Source organism: Paenibacillus sp. P4_A9 (assembly GCF_056402415.1).
Genome location: NZ_JBFUHL010000039.1, coordinates 1 through 12,794, shown reverse-complemented (window position 1 = coordinate 12,794; position 12,794 = coordinate 1). Strand labels below are relative to the sequence as shown.

General features: G+C 45.4%; 12 protein-coding genes and 8 tRNA genes. 3 read left to right on the top strand and 17 right to left on the bottom strand.

Annotation, left to right across the window (positions count from 1 at the left end; genetic code table 11):
- Positions 1 to 13 precede the first annotated feature (13 nt).
- From hisG to AC1DVJ_RS21400, 9 genes are all read right to left on the bottom strand, one after another.
- Entirely contained in the window at positions 14 to 649 is a 636-nt protein-coding gene (gene hisG, locus AC1DVJ_RS21440; protein WP_065851290.1) for an ATP phosphoribosyltransferase, read from the bottom strand.
- Positions 650 to 691: 42 nt separating this feature from the next.
- Positions 692 to 1,867: an ATP phosphoribosyltransferase regulatory subunit gene (locus AC1DVJ_RS21435; protein WP_477593200.1), complete on the bottom strand. Its 1,176-nt coding sequence runs from the start codon at positions 1,865 to 1,867 to the stop codon at positions 692 to 694.
- A 412-nt stretch (positions 1,868 to 2,279) separates the two neighbouring features.
- The gene (locus AC1DVJ_RS21430) at positions 2,280 to 2,768 is read right to left on the bottom strand and encodes an acyltransferase (RefSeq protein ID WP_477593199.1); all 489 of its coding nucleotides are present in this window, start codon (positions 2,766 to 2,768) and stop codon (positions 2,280 to 2,282) included.
- Entirely contained in the window at positions 2,765 to 3,424 is a 660-nt protein-coding gene (gene ppaX / locus AC1DVJ_RS21425) for a pyrophosphatase PpaX (protein ID WP_477593198.1), read from the bottom strand. The genes AC1DVJ_RS21430 and ppaX overlap by 4 nt, the downstream gene beginning before the upstream one ends.
- Positions 3,402 to 4,376 carry a prolipoprotein diacylglyceryl transferase gene (gene lgt / locus AC1DVJ_RS21420; protein WP_477593197.1) on the bottom strand — a complete coding sequence of 325 codons (975 nt, stop codon included), beginning with the start codon at positions 4,374 to 4,376 and terminating at the stop codon, positions 3,402 to 3,404. The genes ppaX and lgt overlap by 23 nt, the downstream gene beginning before the upstream one ends.
- A 152-nt stretch (positions 4,377 to 4,528) precedes the next feature.
- The gene (gene hprK, locus AC1DVJ_RS21415; RefSeq protein ID WP_477593196.1) at positions 4,529 to 5,470 is read right to left on the bottom strand and encodes an HPr(Ser) kinase/phosphatase; all 942 of its coding nucleotides are present in this window, start codon (positions 5,468 to 5,470) and stop codon (positions 4,529 to 4,531) included.
- A gap of 169 nt (positions 5,471 to 5,639) precedes the next feature.
- Positions 5,640 to 6,770 carry an ABC transporter ATP-binding protein gene (locus AC1DVJ_RS21410; protein ID WP_477593195.1) on the bottom strand — a complete coding sequence of 377 codons (1,131 nt, stop codon included), beginning with the start codon at positions 6,768 to 6,770 and terminating at the stop codon, positions 5,640 to 5,642.
- A 115-nt stretch (positions 6,771 to 6,885) separates the two neighbouring features.
- Positions 6,886 to 8,001: a PucR family transcriptional regulator gene (locus tag AC1DVJ_RS21405; protein ID WP_477593194.1), complete on the bottom strand. Its 1,116-nt coding sequence runs from the start codon at positions 7,999 to 8,001 to the stop codon at positions 6,886 to 6,888.
- 131 nt (positions 8,002 to 8,132) lie between these two features.
- A complete protein-coding gene (locus tag AC1DVJ_RS21400) occupies positions 8,133 to 8,987 on the bottom strand; it encodes an NlpC/P60 family protein (RefSeq protein WP_477593193.1) in 855 nt (284 codons plus the stop codon).
- Positions 8,988 to 9,228: 241 nt separating this feature from the next.
- On the opposite strand from AC1DVJ_RS21400, the gene AC1DVJ_RS21395 reads away from it, so the two are divergent.
- The 3 genes from AC1DVJ_RS21395 to AC1DVJ_RS21385 are packed head-to-tail and all read left to right on the top strand — an operon-like array spanning position 9,229 to position 11,732.
- Positions 9,229 to 9,825 carry a gluconate 2-dehydrogenase subunit 3 family protein gene (locus tag AC1DVJ_RS21395; RefSeq protein ID WP_477593192.1) on the top strand — a complete coding sequence of 199 codons (597 nt, stop codon included), beginning with the start codon at positions 9,229 to 9,231 and terminating at the stop codon, positions 9,823 to 9,825.
- Positions 9,822 to 11,384, top strand: coding sequence for a GMC family oxidoreductase (locus AC1DVJ_RS21390; protein ID WP_477593191.1), 1,563 nt, complete (start codon positions 9,822 to 9,824; stop codon positions 11,382 to 11,384). The genes AC1DVJ_RS21395 and AC1DVJ_RS21390 overlap by 4 nt, the downstream gene beginning before the upstream one ends.
- 48 nt (positions 11,385 to 11,432) lie before the next feature.
- Complete coding sequence (locus AC1DVJ_RS21385) at positions 11,433 to 11,732, top strand: MTH1187 family thiamine-binding protein (protein WP_477593190.1); 300 nt, start codon at positions 11,433 to 11,435, stop codon at positions 11,730 to 11,732.
- 94 nt (positions 11,733 to 11,826) lie between these two features.
- On the opposite strand, the gene AC1DVJ_RS21380 is transcribed toward AC1DVJ_RS21385, so the two are convergent.
- The 8 genes from AC1DVJ_RS21380 to AC1DVJ_RS21345 form a co-directional block, all read right to left on the bottom strand.
- Positions 11,827 to 11,899, bottom strand: a tRNA-Lys gene (locus tag AC1DVJ_RS21380).
- Positions 11,900 to 11,909: 10 nt separating this feature from the next.
- Positions 11,910 to 11,991: transfer RNA gene (locus AC1DVJ_RS21375), tRNA-Tyr, on the bottom strand.
- 44 nt (positions 11,992 to 12,035) lie between these two features.
- Positions 12,036 to 12,108: transfer RNA gene (locus AC1DVJ_RS21370), tRNA-Phe, on the bottom strand.
- Positions 12,109 to 12,153: 45 nt separating this feature from the next.
- A tRNA-Asp gene (locus AC1DVJ_RS21365) sits at positions 12,154 to 12,230 on the bottom strand.
- 26 nt (positions 12,231 to 12,256) lie between these two features.
- Positions 12,257 to 12,332 (bottom strand) — tRNA-Thr (locus AC1DVJ_RS21360).
- 7 nt (positions 12,333 to 12,339) lie between these two features.
- Positions 12,340 to 12,415 (bottom strand) — tRNA-Val (locus AC1DVJ_RS21355).
- Positions 12,416 to 12,434: 19 nt separating this feature from the next.
- Positions 12,435 to 12,511 (bottom strand) — tRNA-Met (locus AC1DVJ_RS21350).
- A gap of 27 nt (positions 12,512 to 12,538) precedes the next feature.
- Positions 12,539 to 12,630, bottom strand: a tRNA-Ser gene (locus tag AC1DVJ_RS21345).
- Between the last annotated feature and the right edge of the window lie 164 nt (positions 12,631 to 12,794).

Below are 12,794 nucleotides of genomic sequence, written 5' to 3'. Positions count from 1 at the left end.
TTACTAACTAACGCTATAGTTTAACTGTCGGCAATACCGCCTGCAGCATATCACACAACCTTTGGATGGAGTCGTTCTTCATCCGATAACTCACACGATTCGCAATTAAGCGGCTCGTGATTTGAAAAATTTCCTCTTGCTCAACAAGTCCATTTTCTTTTAGCGTTTGGCCTGTTTCTACCATGTCCACGATCCGGTCAGCAAGCCCAATTAGAGGAGCCAACTCGATGGATCCGTTCAGCTTAATCACTTCAACCTGCTGTCCTTGCTCACGGAAATACTGAGACGCTACATTCGGATATTTGGTCGCAACCCGCGGGTTGATCACTTGCTTCCAATCCGGCAGTCCAATCACCGACATGCGACAACGTGCGATCCCAAGATCAAGAAGTTCATATACGTTCCGATTTTCTTCCATCAGAACATCCTTACCTACAACCCCGATATCGGCTACGCCATACTCCACATAGGTCGGAACATCGACCGGCTTAGCCAGAATAAATTCCATTTTCGCCCCTGGCACAGGAATGATTAAACGGCGGCCTTCTTCCAAATCCTCAGGTATAGGCAAGCCCGCTTTCGTGAACAGCTTTGCTGCTTGTTTATAGATACGGCCTTTCGGCATCGCTACTTTAAGAATGTCATCCACCGTTCCAACCTCCTCCAAACTTCCCTCATCTAGCTGAGAGGCTTATTCCGTTATCAACTTGATTACTTCGTCATATCCCGCTCTATCGAGATCATTGATCTGAGCTTTCGTTATTAGCTGTGTGATGACCGCACGCGCTTCATCCGCACTTCTCTTAGCTTTCGCCAGCTGCAACGCCTCTTCACGATGCTCTGCATCGTAAGCAATTAGCACGCGACTCGGGTGTTTCACCTGCTCCTTGCCTGTTACTTCAAGAATACGATTCGTTTTGAGCGCAAAGCCTGTAGCTGGAGCTGGTCGTCCAAATTGGCTCAATAAGTTATCGTACCGGCCACCACTGCAAACAGGGAAGCCCAAATCAGCCGCATACCCTTCGAACGTCATACCTGTATAGTAGGAGAAATCTCCAATCATCGTTAAATCAATCACCACATGCTCACTAACGCCATATGCTTTCAGCACATCCCACACTTCACATAAATGTCGAATCGCGTCTTGGGCGATTGGATGCTGGGAGACCATGCGAGCCTGCTCACAAATCTCGTCGCCGCCACGAAGCCTTAGTACGCCATTCAATTCACGCTCTACGTCTGGAGTAAGAGATAGTGACTTAATCGCTTCCCGATATCCAACGTAATCCCGACTAAGTAGATGCTCTTTCAGAGAAAGTTGTGCATCTGTGCGTCCGTCCAGTGTTTCTTGGAACAATCCGTTCAGAAAACCAACGTGGCCGAGGGCAATCTTAAATTTCTCAACGCCCGCTGCTTGGAGCGACGCAATCGCAAGCGCTACAACCTCTGCATCGGCTTCGGATGAAGCATCGCCAATCAGTTCCACGCCTGTTTGAAAGAACTCTGAATCTCTGCCCGCTTCTTCTTCAATCGATCGAAAAACATTCGAATGATAAGAAAGACGCAGAGGAAACGCTTGTTCCTTTAAAAGCGAAGATGCTACACGCGCGATAGGTGCTGTAAGCTCAGATCGAAGTACGAGTGTTTTCCCTTTGCGATCTAGCAGCTTGAATAGCTTCTTGTCTTCAGTGGAGCTTGCAACGCCAACTGTATCGTAATATTCAAGTGTAGGTGTAATGATCTGGTTATAACCCCAGCGCTCCATACAGGCCAACACACGGAATTCTATATTTCTGAGCTTCGTCACCGCTTCTGGTAAATAATCTTTTGCACCTAACGGCTTTTCAAATACTTTTGGCTTCGACACCGTCTCACCTCAATAAGTAGGAGTATAATTTGTTATCATTCATTTATCGTTTTTTACTTTAATGCATTAACGTGCTACCATACTACCAAAATAAAGAATGTACGGCTATTTTAACACGTATCCTAAGGACCGTCAATCCATCTCCGCCCTGTTCGGCGCCTCATTTATAGGATCATATTTGACACAACTGATTATGAAATTCGTATTAAGAATGGCATATAAACCCATATGACGTCAACTCTGATCGAAAAAGTGAAAAAGGCATGCTGTCGCGGCAGCATGCCCTCTTCGGATGAATATCCATAACTAGTCTTCTTCTACTTGCCCGTTCGGTGTTTTACCACCATTCGGCGCTTGACTTCCATTTAGCCCATTACCGTTACCTGAACCCATCTTATTTACCTTGGTAGTGCTACGCACTACCCGAACGAATAATCTTCATTGGATTGCCCGCCACAAAGCTGTGCGCCGCCACATCCTTATGAACTACGGACCCCGCGCCAATAATTGCATTATCTCCAATTGTCACACCTGGCAGAATAGTCGTGTTAGCCCCGACCATCACATGAGATCCAATCCGCACGTCCCCTAGACGGTATTCTTTCGTCAAATACTCATGCGCGAGTATCGTCGTGTTATAACCAATAATCGTATTGCTTCCAATATGAATCCTCTCTGGAAAAAACACATCCACCATCACCATCAAAGCAAAAGCGGAGTGCTCACCAACCGTCATTCCTAAAACACGTCGATAAATCCAATTTTTCAACCGCAAGGAAGGCGAATATCTCGTGATTTGGATAAAAACGAAATTTCGCATGGCCTTCCATTTACTCACAGTCTGGTAGATTTGCCATAGCGCGTTCGGTCCGTCTACTGGATACTTCTCTGTCTGCCTCAATCAGCCTTCACATCCGACGATATCCCAACTAGCGGCAACAGGTCAATCATATCATCAACAATGTGATCAGGTTTGTACTGTTCTAAATAGGAGCGCCCTTTCCAGGACCAGGATACGCCGACGGATGTAACTCCTGCATTTTGAGCAGCTTCAATATCATAGTGGCTATCGCCCACCATCATCGCTTCTTCAGCCGAGCTTCCTAGCTCTTTCAACGCTGCGATAATGCCCTCAGGACTCGGTTTCGGTTCCTTTACATCATCCACTGTCACAATAGCGCTGACATAAGAATCTAACCCACAAAGCTTGAGACCCATCAACGTAGTCAATCTGATTTTGCTAGTAACGATGCCGATTTTGACACCCTGTTCGTGAAGCTTCGCCATTACCGTACGCACGTTGGGAAATTCCTTCACAAGCTCATCATGTTTAGATAAGTTAAACGTACGATACTTATTAATGATCGCTTCAACTTCATTCTTGCCCGTAAAAAATACCATTTGCTCCACTAACGGACGCCCCATATTGGGGATAATGTGCTCCCGACTAACAGGTTCCGGCGTTTCGCCTTCCAAGCTATGCAAGAACGATTGCACAATCAACTCATTCGTATCTACAATCGTGCCATCTAAATCAAATAGTACCGTTCGAATCATAGTTGACTCCTTTATCTGTCTCTTCCTCTTTGACTACCTTGTTTTTCTCAATTGCCAGCTTGGAAACAATCGGATCCGCATACCGCGTATTGGCGTAACCTTTTTTCCTTCTAATGATAATCATGATCACGGCCGCAATGACAATCAGCAGCGCAAGCAGTTGGGAGAACCGAATGTTCCCTCCATATGTAAGGACGCCAGGTTCAAACACAATTTTCATAGGTGACCATAACGCATTCATCAATGAAGCTAACCACGCTGGCCCCGAGATATCCAAGCTGTCGGTCCGAATCCCTTCAATGAAGAAGCGTCCAATGGAATACCAGATGAAATAACCTAGAAATAACTCGCCTGCCCGCATGAACGGTCTACGACGAAGCCATAACAAGAGCAGCAGCCCTACAAAGCTCCATACAGATTCATACAGAAACGCAGGGTGGTAGAACGTGCCTTCGATGTTCATTTGATTCACGATAAAATTCGGCAAATGCAGACTATCTCTCAAAAATGACTCCTCTACCGGGCCCCCATGAGCTTCCTGATTCATGAAATTGCCCCAACGGCCGATCGCTTGTCCGACAATTAGACCCGGTGCAAGAATATCAGCTATACGAAAGAAGTTGTATCCCTTAGCACGAATGTAGAATGATGTTCCGATAATCGCTCCGATTAACGCGCCGTATATCGCAATCCCACCGTGCCATATCATGAATACTTCCCATAAATTATCCTTATAATCAGCCCATTGGAAGGCAACATAATATATTCTTGCACCAATAATGGCAGAAGGAACCCCAATTAACAATAAATCCATGAAGAAGTCAGGCACGATCTTGAATCGCTTTCCTTCTCTGATTGCCAGCATTAAACCAATTAAAGCTGCTGTTCCTAAAATAATGCCATACCATCGGACATGAATCGGCCCTAGGGAAAACGCAACACTTTCTAACATGGTTTCACTCCTTCATTTATGTGAGCTTTTCACAGCTATGAGAAAACCTTTATCGAGGCCATTCATGAATGAGCGACCGCGTTTAAAGGTTGGTTTTATCGCCCATAGAAAAGCAGTTTTCGGGAACCGAAAACTTATACTTTCCTATGTGGTCAATCAAAATCCTCAAAATCTTCATTTAACGATTCCGTTAACTTATTCGTAAACTGAAGCGCCGCGTTGTAACCCATCCGCTTTAAGCGATAATTCATCGCCGCAACCTCAACAATGACTGCCAAGTTTCGGCCTGGTCTTACAGGTATCGTAACGAGCGGCAAATCGGTATCGATAATCCGTGTTAGCTCCTCATCTAAGCCTAAACGATCATATTGCTTCTCTTGCTGCCAATTTTCCAACTTAACGACAACTGAAATTTTCTTCACATTACGGATCGCGCCCGCGCCGAATAACGTCATGACATTAATGATACCGACGCCGCGAATTTCAAGCAAATGACGAATCAACTCTGGCGCATTACCAGTCAGTACTTTATCTCCATTTTGTCTGATTTCTACCGCGTCATCCGCGATGAGTCGGTGCCCTCTTTTCACAAGCTCAAGCGCAGTTTCACTTTTCCCAATCCCGCTGCTTCCGGTAATCAACATACCTACCCCGTACACATCAACAAGGACACCATGAATGGTTGTGCTAGGAGCAAGCTTGTTTTCGAGAAAGCCCGTTAATCGGCTTGCAAAAATCGTCGTCGACAACTGTGTTCTAAGCACCGGCAAGTCGCGTTTAGTTGCCTCTTCAAGCAGTTCAACGGGAACTTCTAGTCCTCGCGTTACAATAATACATGGCGTTTCCTCAGGGGCACATAACTGCTCAACCCGATTTCTCCGAACGCCAGTCGTCAACATTTCTATAAACGTAATTTCTGTTTTCCCCAGCATCTGAATACGCTCTTTGGGATGGTAATTGAAATATCCAGCCATCTCAAGACCAGGGCGATACAAATCACCCGTTGTAATAGGACGCTTCAGCCCGCCCTCACCTGCTAACACTTCCATATGTAGCTGTTCCATCATTTCGGAAACCTTTACTTTTTTGGCCATTGTCCTAACTCCTTCGAATTTGCTTATGTACCATGTGCTTATCATGTTGCACGCAGGTTTCCAATAGTTTCATCGTAATAGAATACCTAGTTGAAATCAACTACTGTGTTTGTGAGGCTCAAAATAAACAAAAAGACCAGCCGATAACGGCTGGCCTTTCAGTACAATCCTATAGGTTAGGGTTAACCAAAATGGAAAGTGTTGATTCTTTATCGAAGAAATGAACTTTGTTCATATCAAGTGCCAATTTAACATTTGTACCTTCTTTGATTCCAGAACGACCGTCAACACGTGCGATTACTGTGTTAGCGCCGATACCGTTCAAGTACAAGTACATTTCGTGACCCAAGTTCTCAGTCAATTCAACATTAACATTGAATACTGTTTTCGGGGAAGCTTCCAAGAATACTGGCTCTTCGTGAATATCTTCTGGACGAACTCCCAGAATCACTTCTTTGCCAACAAATCCTTTATCTTTAAGAACTTGTGCTTTACCAGCTGGAACTTCTACATTAACAGTACCTGCTTTGAAGAATATGCCGCCACCTTCAGATGTCAATGTTCCGGACATGAAATTCATAGATGGGGATCCAATGAAGCCTGCAACGAACATATTAACAGGGAAGTTGTAGATTTCTTCTGGTGTAGCAGCTTGTTGAATAATACCTTTATCCATAACAACGATACGATCGCCCATTGTCATTGCTTCGATTTGGTCATGCGTTACGTAGATTGTAGTAACACCAAGACGTTTTGTAAGCTTTGTGATTTCCGCACGCATTTGTACACGAAGTTTCGCATCCAAGTTGGAAAGCGGCTCATCCATTAAGAATACTTGTGGCTCACGAACGATCGCACGGCCCAAGGCAACACGTTGACGTTGACCACCGGAAAGTGCTTTTGGCTTACGGTCAAGCAAGTGAACGATATCTAGAATTTTCGCTGCTTCGCGAACGCGAGCATCGATATCAGCTTTTTTGAATTTACGAAGTTTCAATCCGAATGCCATGTTTTGATAAACAGTCATATGCGGATAAAGAGCGTAGGATTGGAATACCATCGCGATATCGCGATCTTTTGGAGCTACGTCATTTACAAGGCGGTCTCCGATGTAAAGTTCACCTTCAGTTATTTCCTCAAGTCCTGCGATCATACGAAGTGTTGTGGATTTTCCGCAACCGGATGCACCAACAAGTACTACGAATTCTTTGTCAGCAACTTCAAGATGGAAATCTTTAACCGTTGATTCTTCTGCACCAGAATATCTTTTAACGATATGATTTAAACGTACGCCTGCCATGATTTCATTCCCCCTACAATTTATCGTTCAAATGCTTTATTTATCATCAACATTTCTATATACACATCTTACCCTACGAACGGCGGACTGACTATGCACAATCCTTACAAAAAAATCACTTTCTTTTCGTTACTTTGTACAATAGCAAGGCCAGACGTACCAAAACCGCATGATTAAACGTCCTAACGTCCAGTCCAGTCTCGTTTTTGAACTTGTCCAACCGATATAACAGTGTATTTCGATGAATATATAGTTTCTTAGCTGTTTCACTAACATTACAGTCTAGTGTAAAGAAGTGCTCCAGCGTCGTTACCGTCTCGCTATCCAGCACATGATCCGTGCCGTGGAGCACCTGCTCCAGGAATTCGGTTTTCTCCTCTTCCTCAATGAGGTGCAGCAGCTTCTCAAGACGAAGCTCCCAACGCAGATGAATAAAGCTGCCTACGTGGAAGGATCGGCCCAGCATGATGGTCTCACGCAGCTTTAGGACGGTGGCGAACATCGACTTCGCCGGCTTCACAGGAAAATCAATGGCTAAGTGGCATTCGCCTACCCATTCATTCGCCAACATCTCATATAAGCCTGAGCCTAGTGCATCAAGCGTTTGCTCAACACTTTCTTCCTCGTCTCCGTCACGTTCCTCGCTGCCGCTAGTAATAAGGACTTCTGGCGCTAAGATCAGCCACTCCTTCTCTAGCAATGGAATCAGAATAATCTCCGCTTCGAAGAACGATTCTAACAGCTTCTTAAGCTCTGTGTAGGAAACCCTTTGATTCTGAGGATAGTCCCCATATAACAGCAGCGGAATTTTAGTTGAATATAAGGACGATTGCGAAGCAAGCGCATCAGGCAACTCCGCGTGGCTAGTACCACGCTCCATTTGCTGGAGCAGCCAATCTCTTAATTGGTTCGACTTTCTTTCATCTTCTGACAGATAAGAGCCGAATTGCTTCTTCTCCAATGTTTGTTTGGATTCAATCGTTAGTTCGACAAGTTTGCGTTCAGATACAGACAGCTTACTCCCATCCATTTGCAAGACACGAACCTCTTTATGTTCCTGGGAAACGAAGAAAAGAACTTCCTGACCCCGGTTAACACTTCGAATGAATCCTCCCAGGCGCTCTCCCTGATCCTCCACAAGCTGGTGCCAATCGGACTCAGGTATCAGGCTTATCTGTATTGGCGACTGTAAAACCGCTTCCAATCGCTCTTTAACATGCTCCCAAATCATCTGCCTTCACTCCTTATTGCCAATAGCATCTTCTATATTTTTCTCTCTATTGTATCATATGTATCCCCACTCCTGTGAATCGCGAGGAACCCTCCTGCGAAATTGGCAAGAGGGTCCTCATTTAAGAAGTTCTATTTGATTACGCGGCGAGCTGTAACGTAGTGATCAGCCCACCAATCTTTATTAATAGACGTGAACTTCACGCCGCCTTCGCCATACGTATGGATCATCATACCATTACCCACATAAATACCGACATGTCCGATGTTTTTGCCTGAATCCACCGTTTTGAAGAAGACCAAATCTCCGGTTTGCAAATTGCTTTTGCTAACGAATGTACCTTCTTTGGCTTGATCACGAGAAACACGCGGCAGCGTAATCCCGTATTCGGCAAACACTGTTTTTGTAAAAGAAGAACAATCCATCGTTTTGGTCTGACCATACTTTGCACCAAAAACATAAGGAGTTCCAAGATATTTCTGAGCTGTTAGGATTAACTCCGCTTTCAAACGATCTTTAGCTGAAAGGAGACTTCTTCCGCCAATAAAGCTACCCTTAAGCTCACTTACATTACGAGTGACGACTTCGTCTTTGCTCTGGGATGCCATGACCATTTTACCTTGGCCCATATAGATCCCAGCAAATGTTGGCTTAGAGCCACTACCAAAGAACAAGACGTCACCTGGCTCTGCTTTATCTATTTTCGTAATTTTCGTTGATTTCATGTTGAATTGCCCAAGTAAGGTTCTAGGTACTGAGTAATTTAATGTTTCATAGACATAGTAGATCAATCCTGATGAATCAAACCCTGCAGATGGTGTTTCATCACTTTTGGAGTAATCGACGCCAACCATTTTTTTAGCCAAAGAAACAGCATCCATATCATCATTTGCCGCGGCATAGGCGGAAACAGCAGTTGTCGCTGATAATGCGATCGTGATCGCAGCGGTAATTCCTAATGTGCGGTGTGCAAGACTCTTTATCATGGTATTTCCTCCTGTATAAGCTCTCTTGGGTGTAATGGGTAAGATGGAAAACCTCTCAGTTACTAGTACAAGATTACCATGGCAATGAAAAGACTTTCATCCCTAAAATATTACCTATCATCCATGACATTGCCAATGGTACCAATTGTTTCATATACCAACCTCATATTCTTCGCGGATTTGGAAATAATTGTAGTAGCACTTTTGATGTTTATTTTCGATAGCTATGGAGGTGACAAGCATGAACGATCATAACCATTATCCAACCTACGATGTCATGAATGAAAACAAGGAATGGGATGCACACACCAGATCCATTGTGAATTCTAGGCTCGTTCGTGAACATGCTTACAGCTATGTAACATTCGTAGAGGCGGAAACGCTTCGGGCATGGTGTTCGCTGCTTATGGACGATCATCGTGGCGAAATCATTCAATACGTCATTAACCATATCGATCAAGTATTATCGGAAAATAGAGGAGAAGGACACCGAAAAGTGGGCACACCACCGATTCGAATACTTTTACGTCAAGGACTTAAAGCGATCGATGAAACGGGATGGTTCGCAAACAGTCAGCCTTTCTTTCAATTAGATGAAACGAACCAACGGAACATTATGCTACAAATCAGCAATGACAGCTATCCACCAACGAGAAATTGGGATGGCATCCCTCAAAAAAGCTTATTTCAGAAGCTTCTTCAGCTCAGTGTCGAAGCCTACTACGCTCATCCGTTGGTTTGGTCGGAAATTGGGTTTGGAGGACCGGCCTATCCTCGTGGATACACACTTAATAGTCCTAACCAATTAGAATCTTGGGAGGCTTCGAAAAGATCATGAAGTGGCGCTATGAAGATGAAACGGTGGATATTGTCATCGTAGGAGCAGGTGCTGCTGGAGGCGTTCTAGCCAAAGAGCTCAGTGAAGCTGGACTCGGAGTCGTTGTGATTGATGCGGGGCCGTGGCGTGAACCTGAGAAGGATTTCGCAAGTGATGAGCTCAGTATGAAGCGTTTAGCATGGGAGGATACACGTCTTACTGATGGTGCACAGCCATTCGTTACAGGAAAGCATCAATCAGGCATGGGGATTGGCGGTGGCACTCAGAACTTTACCGGCATTTTTCTACGATTTCATGAATCTGATTTCAAAACAAAGGCCATTGATGGCGTTGGGGAAGATTGGCCCATTCATTACAAAGACTTGGAGCCCTACTACTCGAGAATAGAAAAAGAAATCTCCGTATCTGGACCGAAGCATTTTCCTTGGGGAAACTTTCAGGGTCCCTATCCATTTCCAGAGCTAGATTCCCTTAGCCCCAATGCTCAGCTTTTTCACAAAGGTTGTAAATCCCTTGGCATTCAATCTGCTCCTACACCTCTAGCTATCCTGTCTAAGCCGTTAGAAGGGCGGTCTGCCTGCACGAACCGGGGGTTCTGCCTTCAGGGGTGTATGCCTAACGCGAAATTTAGCACCTTGATCGTACAAATTCCTAAAGCGGTTCAGGCTGGCGCAGAAATTTTAGCGGATTGCAGAGTCACTCAAATTGAGGTGAATGAGTATGGACATGCTTGCGGGGTTCTATTTGTCCACGAGGGTACTACCTATCGTCAGAAGGCTAAGACAGTCATCCTGGCTGCCCATGTTGTAGAAACACCTCGGTTGCTTCTTCACTCCGGCACACCTCAGTTCCCTGATGGGTTAGCGAATTCCAGCGGATGGGTAGGCAGAGCGATAATGACGCACAGCAGCAACGACGTATACGCCAAGTTCGAAGAGGAGGTCCGCTTGTACAAAGGAACGCCCGTACTGGCCTCCACGCAAGATTTCTATGAAACAGATCCACGCAGAGGCTTTGTCCGCGGCTATACCTTACATGCTCACGGCTCAAGGCCAATCGAGATGGCAGATGGCTTTCGGAAAGCCACTGAAGCACCCCTATGGGGATCGTCATTCAGACAAGCTATGCAGGATTACAACTTCTATGGCCGTCTCAAAATGGTAGGAGAGGTGCTGCCTGCCTGGAACAATCACGTGGCGCTTACTGATGAAAAAGATGAATTTGGCATGCCTGTCGCTTCCTTGACCTTCAATTACTGTGATAACGATCTAAAACTACTTGATCATGCTGTTGAAAATATGAAGCTGATTCTCCGAGCTGCTGGTGGGGAGATCTCATATGTCGTTCCAGATACGCAGCATCTAATGGGTGGGTGCCGTATGGGGAATGATCCTACGACATCAGTAGTTAACTCGTATGGACAAAGTCATGACATCCCTAACTTGTTCATATGCGATGCTAGCTTATTTGTCACCTCTAGTGGAGGCAATCCCACGCTAACTGTAATGGCCCTAGCAGCGCGTACAGCCGACTATATCATTGACCTTGCAAGCTCCTGATTGTTATCCTTACATAATGAGTATTAAAAGGAAGGGGTCTGTGATCCAATGGCCATTGCTGAATTCACCATCATTCCCATCGGAACAGCCACAACAAGCCTTAGCGGCTATGTAGCTGATCTTCATAAAGAATTGGAACGTCATCCCGATATCCGCTTTCAAATGACAGCCATGGGAACCATCCTGGAAGGTCCTTTAGACCGTCTATTCGAGGTCATACGTGCCGTCCACGAGGTACCTTTCTTGAATGGCGCTGTGCGTGTATCCACTTCCATCAAAATCGATGATCGCCGCGACAAGCCCGCCTCCATGGAACAAAAAATGCAGTCTGTCGCAGACAAGCTCTGAACAGTAAAAAAGCATCCTGCAATAGGATGCTTTTTCTTTACCACAATAGAAAACAAAAAAAGACCATACGGTCTTGTACGTTTGCTTATAAAAGTGAGTCATGTAGGATTCGAACCTACGACACCCTGATTAAAAGTCAGGTGCTCTACCAACTGAGCTAATGACTCGTAGGGAAAATGGAGGCTGATGGATTCGAACCACCGAACTCGAAGAGAGCAGATTTACAGTCTGCCGTGTTTAGCCACTTCACTAAGCCTCCAGATACGAGATACCCGTACTGCCAAAGCAATACAACCATCTCAATGGCTTTGGACGGAATCGAACCGCCGACACGAGGATTTTCAGTCCTCTGCTCTACCGACTGAGCTACAAAGCCATATGATTGTTTTATAGCATGTCCTACATTAATTGAAATAAGAAATGGCGGAGCTGACGGGATTCGAACCCGCGGTCTCCTGCGTGACAGGCAGGCATGTTAGGCCACTACACCACAGCTCCATGCTACAAAAAGGTTACCATAAAAATGGTGCCGTCGAGAGGACTTGAACCCCCAACCTACTGATTACAAGTCAGTTGCTCTACCAGTTGAGCTACAACGGCGTAAAGATGGTGGAGGCTGACGGGATCGAACCGCCGACCCTCTGCTTGTAAGGCAGATGCTCTCCCAGCTGAGCTAAGCCTCCATCTGGTGTTTTGGTTTTATGGTAGCGGCAGAGGGGCTCGAACCCCCGACCTTACGGGTATGAACCGTACGCTCTAGCCAGCTGAGCTACGCCGCCACATAAAAGTGTATATATATTTGGAACTGGCGGAGAGAGAGGGATTCGAACCCTCGCACCGCTTACGCAGTCTAACCCCTTAGCAGAGGGTCCCCTTATAGCCACTTGGGTATCTCTCCAAGATATATATACGATTCAGGAATAGTATTCCCTGAAAACTAGATACGAAACTTCAACGTAAAGTAATACTCTTAGGAATTTTGGTTAAGCCCTCGACCGATTAGTATTCGTCAGCTGCATACGTTGCCGCACTTCCACCTCGAACCTATCAACCTCGTCTCGT